At 48.7% G+C, this 19,909-nt stretch carries 16 protein-coding genes and 1 riboswitch; of the genes, 8 read left to right on the plus strand and 8 right to left on the minus strand.

The features are described from left to right. The first annotated feature begins 157 nt into the window (after positions 1-157). Both LKI20_RS08300 and LKI20_RS08305 read left to right on the plus strand, forming a co-directional pair. Positions 158-643: a hypothetical protein gene (locus tag LKI20_RS08300; protein WP_291772706.1), complete on the plus strand. Its 486-nt coding sequence runs from the start codon at positions 158-160 to the stop codon at positions 641-643. A gap of 229 nt (positions 644-872) precedes the next feature. Then, on the plus strand, positions 873-1,142 hold the full coding sequence (locus tag LKI20_RS08305; RefSeq protein ID WP_291772708.1) for a toxin-antitoxin system antitoxin subunit: 270 nt from the start codon (positions 873-875) through the stop codon (positions 1,140-1,142). Between the two features lie 20 nt (positions 1,143-1,162). On the opposite strand, the gene LKI20_RS08310 is transcribed toward LKI20_RS08305, so the two are convergent. The 4 genes from LKI20_RS08310 to LKI20_RS08325 all read right to left on the minus strand — a co-directional run bounded on the left by LKI20_RS08310 (position 1,163) and on the right by LKI20_RS08325 (position 5,994). Further along, positions 1,163-1,987 carry an RNA-directed DNA polymerase gene (locus tag LKI20_RS08310; protein ID WP_291772710.1) on the minus strand — a complete coding sequence of 275 codons (825 nt, stop codon included), beginning with the start codon at positions 1,985-1,987 and terminating at the stop codon, positions 1,163-1,165. A gap of 15 nt (positions 1,988-2,002) precedes the next feature. Beyond that, positions 2,003-2,428, minus strand: a complete 426-nt coding sequence (locus tag LKI20_RS08315; protein WP_291772712.1) for a hypothetical protein — start codon at positions 2,426-2,428, stop codon at positions 2,003-2,005. An 837-nt stretch (positions 2,429-3,265) separates the two neighbouring features. After that, positions 3,266-5,245, minus strand: a complete 1,980-nt coding sequence (locus tag LKI20_RS08320; protein WP_291772714.1) for a hypothetical protein — start codon at positions 5,243-5,245, stop codon at positions 3,266-3,268. Positions 5,246-5,580: 335 nt separating this feature from the next. Continuing rightward, a complete protein-coding gene (locus LKI20_RS08325) occupies positions 5,581-5,994 on the minus strand; it encodes a GNAT family N-acetyltransferase (RefSeq protein WP_291772716.1) in 414 nt (137 codons plus the stop codon). 179 nt (positions 5,995-6,173) lie between these two features. Here LKI20_RS08325 and LKI20_RS08330 point away from each other — a divergent pair, with 179 nt between their 5' ends. The 5 genes from LKI20_RS08330 to LKI20_RS08350 all read left to right on the plus strand — a co-directional run bounded on the left by LKI20_RS08330 (position 6,174) and on the right by LKI20_RS08350 (position 11,025). Beyond that, the gene (locus tag LKI20_RS08330; protein WP_291772718.1) at positions 6,174-6,713 is read left to right on the plus strand and encodes a GNAT family N-acetyltransferase; all 540 of its coding nucleotides are present in this window, start codon (positions 6,174-6,176) and stop codon (positions 6,711-6,713) included. Between the two features lie 188 nt (positions 6,714-6,901). Beyond that, positions 6,902-6,964, plus strand: a riboswitch (guanidine-III (ykkC-III) riboswitch). Positions 6,965-6,973: 9 nt separating this feature from the next. Continuing rightward, complete coding sequence (locus LKI20_RS08335; RefSeq protein ID WP_291772720.1) at positions 6,974-7,291, plus strand: DMT family transporter; 318 nt, start codon at positions 6,974-6,976, stop codon at positions 7,289-7,291. A gap of 66 nt (positions 7,292-7,357) precedes the next feature. Next, a complete protein-coding gene (locus LKI20_RS08340; protein ID WP_291772722.1) occupies positions 7,358-7,885 on the plus strand; it encodes a GNAT family N-acetyltransferase in 528 nt (175 codons plus the stop codon). Between the two features lie 186 nt (positions 7,886-8,071). Continuing rightward, a complete protein-coding gene (locus LKI20_RS08345) occupies positions 8,072-8,968 on the plus strand; it encodes a PhzF family phenazine biosynthesis protein (protein WP_291772724.1) in 897 nt (298 codons plus the stop codon). Positions 8,969-9,228: 260 nt separating this feature from the next. After that, positions 9,229-11,025, plus strand: a complete 1,797-nt coding sequence (locus tag LKI20_RS08350) for a SpaA isopeptide-forming pilin-related protein (RefSeq protein ID WP_291772726.1) — start codon at positions 9,229-9,231, stop codon at positions 11,023-11,025. A gap of 265 nt (positions 11,026-11,290) precedes the next feature. Here LKI20_RS08350 and LKI20_RS08355 read toward each other — a convergent pair whose 3' ends face one another. The 4 genes from LKI20_RS08355 to LKI20_RS08370 form a co-directional block, all read right to left on the minus strand. Next, positions 11,291-14,062 carry an esterase-like activity of phytase family protein gene (locus tag LKI20_RS08355; RefSeq protein WP_291772728.1) on the minus strand — a complete coding sequence of 924 codons (2,772 nt, stop codon included), beginning with the start codon at positions 14,060-14,062 and terminating at the stop codon, positions 11,291-11,293. Positions 14,063-14,472: 410 nt separating this feature from the next. Next, positions 14,473-15,735, minus strand: coding sequence for a hypothetical protein (locus tag LKI20_RS08360; protein WP_291772730.1), 1,263 nt, complete (start codon positions 15,733-15,735; stop codon positions 14,473-14,475). Between the two features lie 435 nt (positions 15,736-16,170). Next, a complete protein-coding gene (locus tag LKI20_RS08365) occupies positions 16,171-16,599 on the minus strand; it encodes a DUF3052 family protein (RefSeq protein ID WP_291772732.1) in 429 nt (142 codons plus the stop codon). Between the two features lie 545 nt (positions 16,600-17,144). Then, positions 17,145-17,993, minus strand: a complete 849-nt coding sequence (locus LKI20_RS08370) for a YlbL family protein (protein ID WP_434734917.1) — start codon at positions 17,991-17,993, stop codon at positions 17,145-17,147. Between the two features lie 79 nt (positions 17,994-18,072). Between LKI20_RS08370 and LKI20_RS08375 the strand changes: the two genes are divergently transcribed. After that, positions 18,073-19,719 carry a zinc-dependent metalloprotease gene (locus LKI20_RS08375; protein ID WP_291772734.1) on the plus strand — a complete coding sequence of 549 codons (1,647 nt, stop codon included), beginning with the start codon at positions 18,073-18,075 and terminating at the stop codon, positions 19,717-19,719. Positions 19,720-19,909: the final 190 nt, after the last annotated feature.

Genomic DNA, 19,909 nt, shown 5'->3' on the forward strand with positions numbered 1-19,909 from the left:
GCCTCAAAAACAGCACCCCCCCCCCCCGCGACCAGCACTTGCACCAACATGCGCCAACAGGAGGACACGCAACCATACAATATGCTCAACATCATACAGTAAGTATATGTTTATATCTTATAGCTTATTAGCAAACAGGAGGAAAGGTGCCCCACTCATGGTCAGAAACAATGCGAAAGCAGCCAAAGCCAGCAGTGAACTGCGTGTCATCACCAAAACCCGCGACTTGAGCAAAGCGCTCTTCCTCACCACCGCCACCACACCCAAACGTTTCCGCTTCTCCCTGTGTGACCGCATAGAAAGCAACGCCATCGAAGCACTCACCCACATGATCTGGGCCAACGACACTCGCCTCGACATCAAAGACCCAAAAAGCCCCAGAATCAGGCGCACAATCACTAACGCGATTGCCTTCGCAGCCTTAGCGGCTGCTCACTTCGCCTATGCAAAGCGCACAGCGCTTCACATTTACCGGCTCAGCAACACGAAGCCGAAAGGCACCTACGCAACATCGACAGTCTCATCGGCATTGGCGTCAGCGTCGAAGCATTCAGCCATCAGGAACTACGCGACCTCGGTCATCAGCTGCGCAACATCCGCAACCTCCTGCGCGCATGGCAAAAATCAGACGCACAACGCATAGCCGCCATTCGCGCCCAAACCAAAGGCCAGCGATGAGCAGGCACAACCCCACTAATAATCACAGTAAGCGATTCTTCACAGCTCGAGCAGGCTCTCACTTCACCTAACCTCCGCAAAGGTTGCGTTACGCATTACGACGTATGGCAATCGCTACGCGATTCTTCGCACCCTTAGCAGGCGCTCACTTCGCCTATGTGAAGCGCACTGCGCTTCACATTTAACGGCTCAGCATGGCAATCACCGATGACATCATCGAACGCTGGGCACAAGACGCCGAACAAGGCATCTACCACGGTGAAGCAGGCGAACTCACTATCAACAAAGCAATCGGACGCCCCGCACTCTACGAAGAAGCCATGATCCCGATAACCATCAGAATTCCCAAGTCACTCGAACACAAAATCCAGGAACAAGCAAGATACACCCATACCAAATTCTCGCAGGCCGCACGAACAGCAGTCATCCTCGGAACCGAAGCACGAGACAAACAACTCACCTGACCGCTTGAACACCACACCACTCACGCGCCGAATCTGGCGAACAGGTCATCAAGCTGTTTCAGAGGCAGCACCACACTCGGCTTACCAGTACGCTCGGCATCCACACGAGCCAAATGCTGCAAATCGTAATTCATTTGAATATGCACCCTGCCTATGAGATGACGCGTATCACCATGGCTAGCATGGCCCAACCACGATCCCAGCACCATCTGCACCTCCGGCCATTCAATCTCACGCGCCACATACATCTTCACCAACTTCTTCAATGCACGTTGAATGCCGATACGGCTGCGCTGACGAATCATCATCCGCACATGCCCATCATCCTCGACATGGAAATGGAAACCCACATAATCCACGCCATGCCGTAAAGGCATGATCTGCGTCTTCGCATTCAAGCGCAAACCAATCGCATCACACTCACGCTCGATCGCCGCCAAGCAATGGCGCAGATACTCTTGCGACTCGTGAACCAGCACAAAATCATCCATATACCGCGAGTAATAGCGCACTTGCAAGCGCTCTTTCACTAGACGGTCCACCACATCCAGATACAACAGGGCAAACCACTGGCTTGTCTGATTACCAAGAGCAATACCTCGACGCCTTCCTGAAGCATCATGGGTGCACGATTGCGCAAGAATCGCATCCAGCAATTCCCGAATACCATCATCCTTGACCAGTTTGAAAACACGAGTCCGCAAGATATCACAATCGATACTGTAGAAATATTTGGCTATATCGCACTTCAGCACCCAACCATCATTCAAGCGCCATCCCCGACGCTTGTCTTCCGCATTAATACGCCGCGTCTCAACACGCTGCACATCAACGAAGGATTCCAAATGATGTTTGAGCCTTTAGAGGGCAAAATGCGTGCCTTTGCTCTTTTGACATGCGGCATTATCGTAGACAAGTCTGGGACCTACCACGGGCGTAATCACATAATCACACAACAAGCGCTGCACGATCCGGTCACGAATCTTAGGAGCCATAATGTCACGAGGCTTCGGGTCCTTAACCCTGAAACGTTCCTGCACATCAAGCCGATACTCACCATGTTGCAAATCCCAGATCAACGCGCCAACACGTGTGGACTCATCCAAAGAGAACTCATGCGTCGAACGACGAGAACCCTTTGACTTCATCAATCCCCTGTACGCTTCGATGATTCTTTCGGATTCCACCATCTGCGCATATGTGTAGCGCTCTGATGTAGGGACAATCGACACCCTGGAGGTACAACCATCATCGTGGCGAGACCTCTCACCCAGAAGTTCAACCACAAGAAGCCTCCACAGATCATCACAGCGTCAATACTCAGATACATACGTTGATATGCTCAACGATCCACCGGCAAAAGCGGAATATCAACGGTGTTACCCGTAGCATTCCGCCGTTGCCAAGCAGTATCAGTATCATCGCCCGCACTTCGATGCCTCCTACTTACCTGCACCATCCGAAGGACGACACCCACCTTGACTCCTCTTCATCATCGTCACTGACTGACGATACTGTTCCGCACGGGATGCGAATCCTCATTCGCACACATCAGGCGGGGCGGGAGCACATACCCGCCGTTTACTCGTCACCCCTCTCACCTCTGACGAGTAGGAGAAATCATCGTCACTCACCATGAAACGAAGTCTATTCAGACCAAGCTTCACTGACATCGGTGAAGTGCAGGCCGCAACCCGAGACCGGTGTTGTTCGTATTGTTATTGTCCGAGTTACCGTCGTTCCTCACATTGAACGCATTGTTCGAATTGTTCCAGTTAGCAGAACGCAACCAAGAGCCAGAAGCACTATTAGTCAAGGTGTCCAAAATAGAAGAATAGCATACGAAATTTTCTCGTGGTTACACATGCTGCAATCCAACCCCTAGCGGAGAAGGACCAGAAATCAGTCGCCGTCAACGCTCGTTTAGTCTAAGCCCAAAACTAGTTCGTTCAGATGGAATTATCCACAATTACATAGAGCAAGTAAGCAGCAATCGATAACCCACTCAGTACCTTCGCACCAATATGAACGTTTCTTCGGTTCACCAGAACCGGTAATTTGCAAAAAGCAACAGGCTAAACAGCAGGATTAGCCCCAAGACCTTCTTGTCATGAAGTACTTGGCTAATCCATTTTCTTTTCTTTATCGCTTTCGTTTTGGAAGAGTTGAAAATCATCATTAATCTTGATAGTTAAACCGATCAGCATCTTTAATATTCGGAGATATGTCGTGAAATGAGTACTATTATCCTCACCAGCAATCTGCGAACCATGTAAATATTTATTGCGCAAATCAAGACCATTATTGAACGTATGTTGGTTCAACATGAAGTCGAAATACGAACTTTCTTCTCTAGTAAGTAGTGTCGACTCAAAGTTCAACCATCCCAATTTTTCCATCTCTTCAATCAGCACTCTTCCCTCCTCGGGATAATGCAGAAAACTTGCAACTCCGAAGGAATGAATTTCATAAAGAATCACGATTTGAAGAACATTGTTGAATCGCAACGATTTCCCTGGCTGGTCACTGAGTATGCCCAGGTTCCTCAAAAAGTTAATTTCAGGGATTTGATAAGACTGTAGTTGTTCAATGCACACATCGTGATTCGAAATCAGCTTTACAAACGTTGATTCATTCAAATCATCATCAATATATCCAAGCATCGACTGGTCGGAGAATAATAAGTGCTGAATCTTTTGTATATTTTCATCATTTGATAAATACACATATTTTTTCTTTAACAGGCTAGGAAGTTGTTGATACACAATTGGTGCAGAGCTGACTGACAGTAGGTCTCGGTCAATTTTCCCGAACTTAACAAACAGTACATACTGATGGAGCAAGCTTTCCATCTCCGAGAACAGGTGTCGATCTCTTTCCAGGAACGTAGCGGTGGAGCTAGAAGGCTGGAACTGGAAATTATCAGCATGGTATTCAGTCGAAATATGTGTATTAAAGAACCAAGCTATGACATCTTCCAAGCGAATATCTATGGAACGGAGCAGTTGAGTGTACATTTGCATTTGTAATACCGAAACAGCCTCTTTCTGCTCAAACCCAATACCAGTTTGATACTCCTTATTACCTTTAATACCCATTACTTTCTCAAAAACTCCCATTTCAGATTCAAATGAGGGAAAGTTAAGGAGCATATGCTTAGTCGAATAATCAAATACATAGATGAAATTGTTCATAATAGTTGAGTTGTCTGTATATTTTGTTAACCATTCCTTGCTATATGAATATGCGATCTCAAGACCACTATCAGTAACGGTGCTTTCCTCTTGTTGATCATCAGCTAAAAGAACTTGACACCCAAAGGTCATACCTTCATGGGTTTCAAAATGTTTATTCCAAAAACTTTCATAAGCTCGCTTGGCATCGAGTTTGGTAAGGTCGTCGATGCCCACATCCTTATTAGCGCCCGCATTTACGATTAGGTTTAGAATATTAGGATTAGCAAACTCTTCACTGATATATTTTTCAATAATTTGATGTTTATCTTCCAAAGTAAGGCTCTTGGGCAGATTAACAGTACCTTTGTTGTTCTTCCCCAAAGAGAAGTTTTTTTCTAAATATTTCTTTACTATCAGTTCTGCAGCAATCGGTGATTCTATTAATAGCGTCCGCACCGATTTGTCATATAGTCTTACTAACTCATCGCAGGCAAGTATGCTTGCAATTGAAAAATCACTCTTGAGCAAGGCTTGTATAACGTCCTCCTCGTCGCAACGTTGATATACACGATATTTTTTGAACAATGTAAGTAAATCTTCACGGTATCTAGGATCAGCTGCTGAGATTGCCTCTGTAACATCTACGTTGTGAAGCTGGGAAAAATATCTACCCACTATTATTTTTAACAAAGGAACTTTGTTATGAACTATTTCTCTGTCGACCTCAGCCAGGTCTGGCGGCAATAAATCTACCTCAATAAACTGCATCAGATGCCATAGTTCAACTATGTCATTAATACTACGCACCTTTGGCTGATCGCCGAGCGCACATAGCGCTTCATAAACTTCAGGAATTTGAAGGAATGTCCCATAGTCATGCACACCGTAGAAATGGATTCTTCGTGTTTCTGAATTAGGAGAAGACATGAAATCATTCTAATCCTCTAAAAATTGGAATACACAGTACACGTTCCCTTGAAACCAATATCAATGCCGGTCGATGATGGCGCAAGCCGTTTCTTAAAACTCAAGAGAGGAGAAAACTGGAGAACAGTATTCCTCATTTCATATAGGAGCAGCCCCCATATGAACCTTATTCGATATCTGAGTTACATCACTTTATTACAACGAGTCGAGCACAGCATTAGACATCCTCAAAGATACAGGTGGCGTGTATTAATGCTCAGCACTGTCAAAACTTCCTCCAGTAAATAATTCGGGAAATCTGATGCGGGCTTGATTCTCTTCTGAGAGGCGCTACGTCAGTCTGCGAAGTTATTATTGACGGTTTGCATGGCGATACCGTCCTTCATGATGCTGAATCCATGCTGCTGATAGAACGAGGCGTCCCTGCTTTCTTCATGCATGACCTCAACATAGAGATAGTCCTTGTAGCGGTCTTTGACCATTGACATCAGATGCCCGGCTATACCGTGGCCCTTGTATTCGGGATCAACCAGTACATAGTGCACGTAGGCGGTCATACTCCCATCATCAAGGACTCGAACCAACCCCGCCAGATGCGCGCCTTTCCATGCGGTGAACACCATGGAAGAGCCCATCAGCGCGGCAAGCAGACGTTTCGGGTAATAGGCGGACACCCAGCCCACGGACGAGAACAGTTGCTGCACGTCATCCTTAGTAAAGTTCCGTTCCGTGGTGTACGTGATATCCATTGCAACCTGTTTCCTGTCGCAAGTGTCATAAGTATGGAACCGCCAACACTAATAGCCGGAGCCAAGTACCGCCACACCCTTCCAGACTATGGAAGGCACACACTCCTGGCTCGCTTTCAGCCACATCCAGCGCGCCCCGCACCCCATTGGGCGAAGCGCGCAAGGAGACCGTGACTTGTATGAGATACTGCTTACTAATGAATGATTGGCCAACCGCTCAGCCGCTTGACACCACCCGCCTTCACTTGGAACCCCTGAACGTCGCCCACGCTCAGGAAATGTCCCACGTGCTCGCCGATACCAGTCTGTACCAATACATCGGCGGTGCGCCACCGACGCTACAGCTGCTGTCCGAGCGATATACCCGACAGTCACTCGGACACTCCTCCGATGGAGAACAGGGTTGGCTCAACTGGATTGTCCGCCGCCAAGACACTGCCGAAGCGATTGGCTTTATACAAGCCACCTTGCTTGGTTCACACGAATCTCTTAGCTCTGAGATTGCTTGGGTGATTGGCTCGCAACATCAAGGCAACGGCTATGCCACGGAAGCCTCAAATCGTATGGTCGACTGGCTTCACGTGCAAGGAGTTAGCACTCTAATCGCCCATATTCACCCAAAGAATCAGGCTTCAGCAGCAGTAGCGCACAAACTGGGACTGCGCGCCACTGAAACCATTGTTGACGATGAAATATGTTGGGAAGCCTCACTGCCGTGATGACTCCGGCAATCGATGAGATACACAGCTTCAGCCACAGTGTGCTGAATCCATGCAACAACCAACCACCCCTCAACCTCTGGTGAAGCACATTACTGGAACACGGATTCGTTAACTGAATCGAAAGAGTGAGATTTCGCCTGAACACTCATCTAATTTGCTCACAGACAACGTGCTACCATATCCAGTCAGAACCCACAGAGGTCCCCGGACGATGGTCAAGTACCCGGACAGCGACAAGACTTGCCGAAAGGTCAGCCATGTTTGCATGGGCTATTCTCATCATTTCCGGCATATTCGAGTCCGTATGGGCCACAGCCTTGGGCAAATCTGAGGGACTGTCCAAACCCGTGCCGGATATCATCTTCATTGTCGGCTTGGCACTAAGCATGGCGGGTCTCGCCTATGCCATGCGCGACATCCCCGCCAGCACTGCATACGCAGTGTGGGTTGGCATCGGGGCAGCCTTGACGGTTATCTATGCCATGATTTCCGGCACTGAGGCATTCAGTCTCCTTCGAACCCTGCTGATCTGCGGGTTGGTCGCCTGCGTGATTGGACTCAAACTCGCCCATTGAACAGGCCATTACCAAAACGACCTATGCCAAATAATTCACTCGATGATTAAGGATTGAGGTTTCTCCATGGATGACATCACCTTCACAACCTGTACCGTAGCGAATCTGGACAGATTACGCTCGCTGTGCGTCGATACCTTCACCGACACCTTTGCCGAAGACAACAGCGTTGAGGACATGAATGCATATGTGGAGCGTTCGTTTTCCGCGGAACGACTGCGCTCAGAGCTCTCCAATCCCGAGTCGACCTTTATCACGGCCCACGTCAATGGCACACCCGCCGGATACATGAAACTCAATACGGGGACTGCACAGACTGAGGCCATGAACGACGACGCTATGGAGGTTGAACGACTCTACATTCTCACCAGATTCAAACGGCATGGACTGGGTACAGCTCTCATCCGACAAGCCGAAGCAACCGCCATGTCACACGGCGCATCGACCATCTGGCTTGGCGTATGGGAACACAATGAGCCAGCCAAGAGCTTCTACACGAGGATGGGATTCGTGAAAACAGGGCAGCATGTGTTCATGCTCGGCGACGATCAACAGACCGATCACATCATGAGCAAGCACCTGCAAACCGCTTGAAATCATCGACGTCGCATCAATAATGAAGATACAAAACAAATACAACAGACAAAGTCCACGACATACGACGTCAATTCAATACTCCACCACTCCACCGGTACGGCTTATCTGCAATATCGTCCAAGTTGAGATATCTAGCCAAAATCGTGCAGGGAATAGCAAACCGCGAAACTCAGTTGACAAGATATGACGACAACCACTGAAGTGCTCAGATACACAGCATTCGCAGAGACCCCTTTTGGCGGGAACCCAGCAGGCGTGGTGCTGAACGCCTCCAAGCTCACAGATACCGAGATGCACCGAATCGCTACTGAAGTCGGCTACTCAGAAACAGCCTTCGTTGTTTCCACTCCCAATGAACGTAATAAGGGATTGTACGAAGAGGAGACCGACCAGCGCAGTTATCACCTTCGTTACTGGTCACCTGCTGCCGAGGTTCCCTTCTGTGGACATGCAACTGTAGCGACAGCCGTAGCGCTCGCTGAACGTGATGGAACTGGCTCATTGCTATTTCATACTCTGGCAGGAGAAATCCCGATCATGACCAGCCGATCCACTACCGGACAGATCGAGGTGGCTATGACGAGTGTGGAACCACGTATTCGAGATTTTGCCCCTACCGTACTGGACTCACTGCTAAATCTGCTCGGCTTGGAAGCTGCCGATATTGATCCGAGATTCCCACCAAAGGAAGTCTTTGCAGGAAACTGGCATCCTATCCTTGTACTAGGCGACGCAAGTATCTTCAATCAATTCCGATTCTCACCGCCAGCCGTTGCTGCACTGATGAATGCCCAAGGTTGGACTGGTACTGTCACCGCACTGCACGAGATCTCATCAGGAGAATTTCAGGCTCGCAACCTGTTCCCCGTAGGTCGTATTACCGAAGACCCTGCGACGGGTTCGGCAGCAGCTTCAACTGGTGCATATCTCCGCTTCATCGATTACAGCAGCGACAACAGCACAGTCACTATTCATCAGGGGATGCATGTTGGACGTCCCAGCGTACTCACCGCCATCATCCCCGCGAAAGGTGGCATCACCGTGCTCGGCACTGCAACGCAGAGCAGCCTCACGCGCTGATGCACATATTGCCCCAGATATACACCGTCTCTACTCATGCGAGAGTGCGCATTTCACTGCATAACATGCGGCGAATCATGCTCCACATGCAGCGCATTGCACACTCCCGAACAGCCACAAACTAAGTAATATTAATTTTTGGAGTATGCTTGTCTGTGCAAAATATGGTCGGACTAAGGATTTGGGGAGGGGTTGATGCAATTTCTGTATGAATCTGCTAAACGATCGACGCGTCCGGCCCTTCTGAAGGGGAAGGAACCATGTCAGACAATCAAACTCGATATGAATCCACGCGGGGAACGATAAAAACACTCATCGCAGCGTGTATCGTTATCGCTTCGTTTTTCGCAATCGCACTCAATGTCTCACCAGCATCAGCCGCAGAGGGAAAGCCTGTTGACGCAGTAACGAATCTGGTGGTAGACAAGCAAGAGGTTCAGCAATATAGCACCGTCAATGTTGACGTGACGTGGTCTGCACCATCAGACACCGCCGAAGGAGATTATTTTACAGTCGGTCTGCCAAAAGAATTCACCACGATGAGCAACGACAGCTTCGCACTCACCAGCCCAGACGGCAAGACAGTGGCGAACTGCACAGTAAGCGACCAGTTGGTCAAGTGCGTGTTCACTGATTATGTCAACACTCATGGCTCAGTACAAGGTGACATGAAGCTCATCATCAGTGCAAACAGCAGCAACACGAATGATAAAGGTCATTGGGAGTTCAACGGCAAGACAGACGACACTAAGCCTGTTCCAGATGTCGATCCTTACGATCCAGGCCCAGTACCTTCGCCTGACACCTTCAGCAAAGATGGGTGGGCATCAAAAGAGGACGGCACTGAAGTCATTACTTGGGCAGTCATGATTGGCGCAGAAAAGTTCATGTACAAGGGCAGTCCTGTAACTTTGACTGACACCATTGATCAGAAACTTACGCTGTATCCAGACTATGCAAGCTTTGTCCCCAACATCCGTTTCACGGACAATGAGCACTGGTCCAAGGATCAATGGAATGACATGAGCGCTGGCACTGATTTCACTTATACAACCAGCCAAGCAGATCACTCCTTCACTGTTTCCTTCAATGAAGATTCCGCACTGGTCAAGGAAGCGATGAACAAGGCAAACTCAGGTGATCTGATCGTGGAGCTCTACTACAACACCCGTCCATATCAGCCTAAGAAAGGCGAATCCTACGGCAATCACATCGAAGCCAATAGTGGATCTAGCTCTGATGCGAAATTCGAGTGGGACGCAGCTGGTGGCAATGGCCAAGGTATTGGTGCCAATGTTGTCTTAACCAAGAAGGATAAAACTTCGGGCAACAATCTACAGGGCGCTGTATTCAACCTTGTAGCAGGGCATGATGGTAAAGGCGCTGTGCTCCAAACCGGTCTAACAACCGATGCTTCGGGCAAGATTTCCGTCGATGGGCTATTTAAGGGGCAGTATTCCTTCGTTGAGACTCAGGCACCACAGGGATATCAGAAGGTTGCACCTCTGAACTTCTCAATCGACAATGACACCTTCAATAATGGTGCCTCACTTGCTTTGTCACTCAACGATCCACGCATCACAGGTACCGCGTCATGGAGCAAAGTCGATGCCGATAACGCCAAACTCCTTCTACAAGGATCGCAATGGGTTATCACCGGACCAAATTCTCAAACCCTGAACGTAGTAGATAATGGCATTAACGACACCGATCCCACAGTAGGTAAGATCGCGATCAAAGGTTTGACATGGGGAAGTTACACCTTAAAGGAGAGTAAAGCACCAGAGGGATATCAGCTCAGCGACAAGGTCACGTCATTTACCGTGAATGCAGCACACACCGATATCCAACTGGCAGCAGTCAAGAATCAAAAGACTCCTGAGCCAGTTACACCCACGAATACGCCAACGCCCTCACAGCCCGCGACGCCACAGACGCCACAACAATCGCATCTGGCCAAAACCGGTAGCAATGTGGGACTATTCGCAGGTATCAGCCTTGCTGCACTCATCGCTGGTTTGGGCAGCATCGTGATCACGCGTAGGCGCAGAAGCTAATACTGCTTTACCAGACATGTTGCCTGCCATAAGAACTGAAAAGCCCTAGCCGCCAGACAACATAGAGTTTTAATCTGCGTATATGCATTCTAAAAGTTGTGCCCCCACTGATGGAAGTCGGTGGGGGCACAACTATATTTTGAGTCAGTCACTGCGGATAATCATCCTGCTGTATACCTACGAAGTGCTTGTTTACTCACGCAGACAACTCCGTAGTTACAACAAGGTCTCTAGTTACAATAAGGTCTCGCAAGAACCCCAGAAACTAGCTGTTCTTACGATGCATCCTTACTAATACCAACGTTCCACCGGCTAACAACACCAGCACAGCAACAGCTGCAAACATTGCCACATCAGCACCTGTTTTTGCGAGGGATGATGCACCTTTGTCTTGAGTTGAAGCATGAACTTTTGCGGCACTCTTCGCCTTTGGTGTTGCAGCATTAGCACTAGGCTTCTTGCCCTTGGAATCATTGCTAGTAGCACTACCAATATTGCTGTTATTACCATTGTTGCCAGCATTGCCCTTATCGGTACCACCAGCAGAAGCTTTCACCACGCTGGGTGCGCTCTGTCCAGCTGCGACAGCAACCACATTGCCCTTATCATCCAGGCTCACCTTGGCACTCATAGCCGAAGCGAGATCCATGTTGTAATAGCCTTGAGATGATGACTGCAAAGGATTCCCAGAAACAGGCAAGGCAGTCTGTGCAAGAACTTGCCTGCGCTGAGCACTCGTCAGAGTTGGATATGCTGTGATCAATAGGTTTTCAGCACCCTGTGGAACCTGATCCACAGAAGTTGACACAGCCTTTTGCAGTGTCGTGGTCTGATTGCCGCTGGCAGTAAAGCCATAGGTCATACGGCTTTGATAAGCCTTAATAGCCGAAGCTCGGTCAGTCACCGCTTGTGTTGATACTAGATCGACGAAGCTATTGCTATAACCCTTAGAACCATTGGCACCGGTTGTGCTAATGCACTGCACTAATGTGCTGCCGAGACCGTTCACCTTGCACTGAGCCGTCAAGTAATTGACCAATTCCTGACGCGCTGGCTCAAGCTGATCCTTCACGAATGTAGGATCTGACCAGCGTGCAACGTTTGCGGCATCACCATCAATTCTGCCGCCGATGATATCAAGCGGATAGTGCACTCCTAGAACGATTCGGTTATTACCCGCCTCGGAACCACGAGCCAAAATTTCAGGTGCCAATTCCGGAAGTAACGTTGCCAAACCAACTGCACCAGATGTTGCATATGTGGTGTGACCAGAAGGGAACGAACCTGAGGTCACCATCGCATCATAAGAAGGATCGTGCTTGGTGCCTGTGGAATCAGTCCATGCAGATACCTTTTCAATGCCAACAGTGGTATCGAGCCCTGCTGCGGGATATCCACCGTTGGTGCGATCCACGTAAGGACGAGGATGGTTGAAGGTATTTTTGGCTTTGGAAGTCGATAGATAATCGCCCAGAGTAGAAACGCCGTAACCAGTCTGATTCGTCTGCGTAAAGAGTTTAGTAAATAGTGGCAAGCTGCCATCAGCAAGACCTTGAGAAAGGTATTTGCCCAGCACTGGCCCTAAGGAATCGGGAAGTGTCTCGCCGAGCTTGTAATCGGAATCAACCAAAGCGCGCTGCTGTTGGGCCGAGGGAGTTGAAGTAGTAGAGCCCTTAGCTGTGGCGTTATTGATAGCCTTGGTCATGTCGTCATTATGTTTAAGCACTGAGGCATTACCAACCACGCCCTTACCAAACGTGCTTACATCACTTAAGACGAAGGGTGTTGAAGCTTTCCATAGATTGCTGAAATCTGATAGTAGTGACACCAAATCAGGTTGGTTACTGTCAGACTCATAATTCGCTGTATCCACGTTGAGATTAAGGACACGCGTGGTCTGTGTGGCACCGAAATTATTGTCACTGATGATACTTACTGCAGCAGAGTCACCACTCTCTTTGGTGATGGCCATACCCTCATAGTTGTCCATCAGAGGGTTCTTCTGAGTAGCACCAGACTTGGCAGTTGCCCCAAGAGTCTTGCAATTGGTGAGATTCGCCATAGTTGTCGAGCTCAGGAAGTCAGTAGTCGGAGCAGCTGAAAGGTTCTGTACGCTCGATACATCAGGTGATGTACTCAGTCCAGTCACCTTTGAGAGAATCACATCATTGCCTGTGGATTTTGCAAATGATCGCTGCAACACCAACAGACTGTCATCCGAGAGAGCAGAAATTTCTGAAATACCTTTAGCACTATCTGCAACTTTGAATGCAATTTGCTTGCTTAGTTTCCATTGACCTTGTGCACCGGACTGATCATCCCTATACACCAAGAACCGACGAGACAAGGTATCGCTTGAGGATGTATCGCCTGACAGAGTCCCCTCCATAGCAGCCACAATTTGATGCCCTGAAGGTGAAATCGTCAGACCCTCTAGAGTGAGATTATTACTCGCCTCACCACTAATAGCGGTGCTGTCATTATGAACGCGGAAGCGATCAGGTACCGAAAGTTCACTTTTTTGGATGCCATCGCGCCCGAAAATACGAATTGAAGGCTCCGTCTCGGAGCTGACCAGATAGTCTCCATCGGGCAAGACTGCGAGTCCCTCGTTATCCGAATGGTTCCCCGTATAAGCAGTACCATCCTGCTGCTTGAGAATAAGTGGAGCGCGCGTAATGGATGGCTTACTCATGTCATTACCCAGGAACCAGATGCGAGCAGTTGTATCACCATTATTATCTAGGCTCGATACGTAAGTATTGCTCTGCTGATCCCACGCCAATGAGGAAAGACCACCAACCCGCTCATTGTTATAACTCAGATTATCCAATGCGTCGGTATATCCAGCCATTGTCACACTTGATGAACAAGCATCTGCTGCCGTGGCGGTAGCACTCTGGTAAGTGTTTGTCTCAGCTGCATGGGCTGTGTTTGTCGTCCAAGCGGTGATATTCAATGTCGTCAGTCCAACTGCCGCTGCGGTTAGTGCGACAGCCCAGCGCGGTGCACGCCGAGGATTTGTGTTTTCTGACATATTCCCCTTCTCGTTGTTGCGGTGTCATCAGTGACAGAACAGATTGCCATACCCCAATTGGGACACCTTTTGAGAGGCTAGTCTTGGGAAGTATGGTGCATGGGCAACGACGGACAACGCGAATGCAACTTTGGGTGAATTCTTGATAACAAAACATCGTTTGACGCGAGTTTTACATCATGCTGGCGCCTCAAATCGCGCAAAATCTTAAACACGCCGAGAACTATTCGTTTGTGTAGGGATTTCTGAGAAAACTGCGTCTATCCGCAATACTAAAACGGCGGAATTGCAAGCTTTCTGGATTTCCGCTACTGGGGGTCATAGTAATAATCCCTACACAAAAGAAGTTCAGCGTAGTGAACACTTTTTCGGACTCAGATATCACCGCATCGAGTGCCCTCGATGAGCAACTATTTGGCCTTGAGAGACGCAAACACTGTGGTCTGGATGAAATTGTCTCCTAAAGTCAACAACGATGAAGATTTGCTGTCACCAGTTGACTCGGCGTCAAGAATCTGCTGATAAGTTGCTTTACCGCCAGTCTGCAAATCCACCAGTTCTTGAGCCTCATCCGCAGAGATGTTTTCTCCGCCGTCGCCAAGCTGACTTTTGGCAGCCACATAACCCCATCTGGTGGTCCAAATCGCTACGCTCCGCGTGCTATCCAACGTCGCACTAGCCACCATCGCGTTCCCTATATCTCCTGCAGTCATCTGGCTGGTCTCCACAACTCGCAATTGGCAAATCGCTCTTGCAGGGTATTTCTTTGAATAGACCGTAACTGTATCACCATCCTGTTGAACAGTAACGCGATCTTTCCAATAGTCAGGAATATCAAACTGATAGCTGTCAGCAGTAATATGAGCAGCATCCTGTTCTGTTTTCAGCTTGATACTGCTATTTACAGTGTCAACAGCTTTTTGTAGCGAACTCTGTGAATCGACATATTGCTGTTTATCAGAGATGTCGTTGGCAGCTAGGACTTTCTCAGCAGCTGTTATAGCTTCTTGCAAGCTCGTTCGAGTGGCAGCATCAGCAACTTTTCCGTCAGAGGAGGTCAATAAAGACCTTGCAGAGGTCAGAGAGTTATTCAGCGCATTCTTCGCATCGTTCAAAGTTTTCTGCGTCTGACTGCTCGTCACCGCGGAACTGGCCTTCTCAATAGTTTCAGCATTTTCTTTCAATGTGCCTGCTGACATATCTAACTGTGCAGAATTGCTAGTCAACTGATCTCTATCACTAGCAGCTGAGCAGCTTTGACGTTTGGGAACTTGAACCTGTAAAGCATCTTGTAAATCGTTCACAGTCTGAGAATCTTCAACTTGATCTTGTGTTACAGACTTAGCCGTAGATGCCTGCTCCACAGCATTATTAAAAACTTTCAAAGAAGCATCGTATGACTCAAGATTCTTTTTGCACGATGACAAAGCTTGCTGTTGACGAAGTTCAGCAATATGACTGCTAAAAGCACGCACACCAAACACTCCGGCAACAATTAATGCTGCTGCAACAAGCACAGCGATCAGTAAGCGAAGTCCTCGTCTACCGCCTCTGCCATGTCTACCTCCGGACCCGTTATCATCGCTTTCTGGCGTAACAATATGAGGAGCACCCTGAACAGGATATGCATCACCAACCGGGCTCAATATCTGGGTATCATCTTCCTCAGTCAATGCAGTATTCCTTCTTCTCGGTCAAAGCTTCAATGTCCTTGTGAGGCACGAAGCTCACGCTAACGCCTATGTTAGCGTGCATATTTACCCCGCACGTCTCGTCTCGCAAAAGGTAAAGAAATCACGCGATCCATGTTTTCAACAGTGAAAAACTGTGGTATCAACATATAAAGATTGGTACAACTGTGCATTTGCACGCACATGCTGTACATGCCATACAAACATATGGCAGCAGCTCGCTCTTCGACTTACTGTGTAAGGGTAGAGCGTGAAACCATATTCTGCATGTCGAATCAGCATGTGAACTGTCAACCGTCGTAGCAGCACTGCCCGCACATACTGATGTCAACAACGTTTGTGGTCAACACCAATACATGAGAGCTTGCTTAAAGTAGTTACATCTTGAACGACTGCTACATCGATACTTAGAAGTACTCAGCGACCTTTGCCAAAAGCACTCAAGCGCACGCCATTCCAATCAGCACTAATCCTCAAGGGCATTGCTGCATTCATTCCTGCAGTTTTCGCCGCATTTTGAATCGTGCTAGCACTTGGAGATCCAGGACGTCCCGGTTTAGGAGTCATAATCCACAAGGGACCGTCATCCCCCAAAACCGTATTAGCATCCACAATGGTGTCTGCTAGGTCGTCTTCATCATCTCCATCACGCCACCAGATGATAGTTCCGTCTATCGGAGAGTCGTAATCTTCATCAACGAGCTCTTCGCCTGTGCATTTCTCTATTCGAGCGCGAATGTCATCATCCACATCGTCGTCCCACATCCATTCCTGGATAATGCCACCGGGATGGAATCCGAATTCTTCCGCTTTCTGGGTCGTCGTATCAGCCACAGCCCCAAGCATAACAACACAGGCGAACAGCTTGTTAACAATCGCTCAATATTGACCGAATAATTGCCTGATAGTAGAGAAAACTGCTGAACAATTGAGATATTTGACGGAATATTTCGTTGAATTTCTTGCTTTACAGCATAATTACCTTGTTAAATACGGTTTTTGAGATTCTGCACGGTATATCGGTTGTCACGTTTCTTCGCAATCGCCAAGGGGTTTGCTTTCCATAGCCATAGTTGGCGTTCGCTGAGACCGCACTTTCGAAAAAGTTGCGTAGCGTATTACGACGTGTGGCAAGCGCTTCGCGCTTCTTTACAATCGCTGCAGCGATTGACCTCGCAGCCTTTGCGGCTGCTCACCTCGCCTATGTACAGCACACCGTGCTGTACATTTAACGGCTCAGCCTTTGCGGCTGCTCACTGAGCCTCACTTCCGAAAAGTTGCGTAGCGTATTACGACGTGTGGCAAGCGCTTCGCGCTTCTTCGCAGCCTTTGTGGCTGCTCACTGAGCCTACGCACAGCCCACTGGGCTGTGCGCTTTACGGCTCAGCGGCTCAGCAATGTGGGAGATTCTGGGCTTTGCCTTGGCCTATAGCAACGAGAGCGTTGTAAGCGTCGTCAAGTGTGGAAACTTTGACGTCTCTCAATCCGTCAGGAACATGGCCTGCAACATCCGTACAGTTTGCAGCAGGTGCAAGGAACCAAGTAGCCCCGTCTCTTTTCGCACCAATCATCTTTAAGCGAATACCGCCGATAGCTCCAACCTGGCCTTTGCTATTCATCGTTCCGGTACCAGCAATCGTCTTTCCACCAGTCTCATTGCGTTCAGTGAGTTTGTCGATGGTCCCCAAGGTATACATCAAACCGGCTGAAGGCCCACCAATATCGTTGACATGGATAGTCACTTTTGCTGAAGAAACATCTTGCCCCTTTGCCTCAAGGAACTTCAGAGCCTGAGAGGTGGCGGCATCTTGTGAAGACGTCATCTGCTTCGTATTTTCGCTCTCGTACTCCTCAACTGTTTGCCCTTCAGGGAAAATCGCCTCACGAGGCATCACAATGCTTTGTTTGCTGAACCAACTCCACAGCACCTGTGCATTAGTCACTGGATAGCCTGGGACACCATAAGCACTTACTGTTGTCATCAGTAACGAACCCTTATCGCTATATGTGCGCACTCCAGAAATGTTGATTACGGCAGTCCCACCAGACTTGCCAAGAACATCTTGGGTCTGCCCTGGAGTTTCTACAACATACGGGCTGGGCAAGAACAACGTAATGAGAGCGAGAATCAGCGCAAGAGCACCGATTTTTGCTTTCATCGGTGTTGCCCTGTATCGGTCAACAAAGCCTGTGAATGCGCCATTGGCGGACATTCCTCTTTTTACGTGCAGATCTGCCATACCTCCAATACTATGGACATGCACGACGAGTATGCTGGTCAGCACAATAATCTCAATGAATACGGAGTATGGCGGCGCTATGGACGATAATGCAATCCACCAATGGTTGATCGAATGCTTCGGCCCAGTTCAGGGCGAAGCAGCATGGCAACAGTTTTCTCAGCTGCCAGAGTCACTGCGCGATCAAATTCGCGCACAGGGGGAACAAGGTCTGCCTAAACCCGCAGAAGTACAGTCACTGATACAAGCTTTTACAGCAGGCGGACTCAACACTGCTGGCGACGTGCAACGTACTGTCGAAGCAGGACCTATCAATATACGTCTTGCAAAGTCCATCGCATCCAAACGCATCACCGAGGAAGGCGCCCAAACATCCGTAGAAGCCTTGGAAGGCGTAAAAGTCCGTTCAACGCTGAGTGAAAGTAGCCTCTGGCTAGATTCTGTGTGCAACTTTGACCCTGTACAAGGGGAAACCCAATTACTTACTCGAGAAGGCTGGTTAGACGGAACCATCGATGCTTGGGCACAATTCGCAGCACCAGTTGCTAGTTCAATGAATGACGCTTTGGCAGCCGTATTCCAAGAACGCCTCGGAGGTTCTCTCGACGGCGAAGTGTCCGGAATGTTTGCAGGCCCCGTGCCTATCCCCATTCCTGATGATCTTAAAGATCCATCCACACTAATGAAACTGCTTGGTAATACTTCGTTTTCCATGCAACTCGGTCAGGCCGCAGGAAGCCTTTCTAGTGAGGTACTCGGCAGCTTCGATCAGGGTATTGCACTGCTCAAATCCTCTGCAGGAGCGCTAATTCCACAGAATATTAGCGCTTATGCGCAATCCTTAGAAATTGATGTTGCAGAAGTTACAGCATTTGCTGCTTTGCATGAACAGGCTCATGCCAGACTCTTCTCGTCTGTCCCTTGGCTGATGCCACGTTTTGAGGCACTCATCGGCAAATACGCTCGTGGAATTTCCATAGACCTCGACGCTATGGAAGAGCAACTGCGCGAGGCCAACGAGATGAACCCTGAATCCATCGCTGGTGCTGTGAATCTCACCAATGTTGGCGTAAACGACACACCTGAGCAGCGATCCGCCTTGGAAAGTTTAGAAAATCTCCTCGCCTTAGTAGATGGCTGGGTCGACTGCGTCGTCTGGCGTGCGGGTATGGCGCACCTGCCACATATCGAACAACTTCGAGAGATGACTAGGCGTCAACGTGCAGCAGGAGGACCAGCAGAATTGACTTTTGAGTCGCTACTCGGATTGCAACTGCGCCCGCGTCGTCTACGCGAAGCTTCAGAAATCTGGGAGAGTATTACCTCCACAGAAGGTCAAGATTCACGCGACAGACACTGGTCTCACCCAGATATGCTGCCTTTGCTTCAAGATGATAGCGACGCTGATAGTGTGATTGAAGCTCCTACAAACTCAACAAGTCCCAAACAACAGGGATCTAACCACAGCGGTGTCGATTGGGATGCAGAATTAAGCAAACTATTACAAGAAGATAATCAGTCGACCGACGGCAGTTCCACTAATGGTCAGGACTCATCTGAACAGGACTCATTCGGTCAAGAGACAGGCAAACAAGGTAGCGCAAACGGCTCTACGAGTGGCGTAACACCATCAGAGCAGGCCAATGACGATGATAATCATTCAAGTGATAAAGGATCAGATGATTCTAACCCCAACGAACCATCTGGTGATGGAAGCACTCATTAAAGCGTCATGATTACAGCAGTGCGGGCAATCAAGCTGCAAGCACTGCTACAAGATGCTCTATACGAGCACAATACTGTTGAAAACAGCGAGGTAGACAAACAGCACAGTAGACAAACAGCACGGCGCAACACGAACAGCAGAGCTAGTAACAAGACGTGTTTGCAAGGGTAACCGTGTTGGGTAAGCGTGT

Origin of the sequence: Bifidobacterium sp., assembly GCF_022647885.1 — a bacterium.
Taxonomy (GTDB): domain Bacteria; phylum Actinomycetota; class Actinomycetes; order Actinomycetales; family Bifidobacteriaceae; genus Bombiscardovia.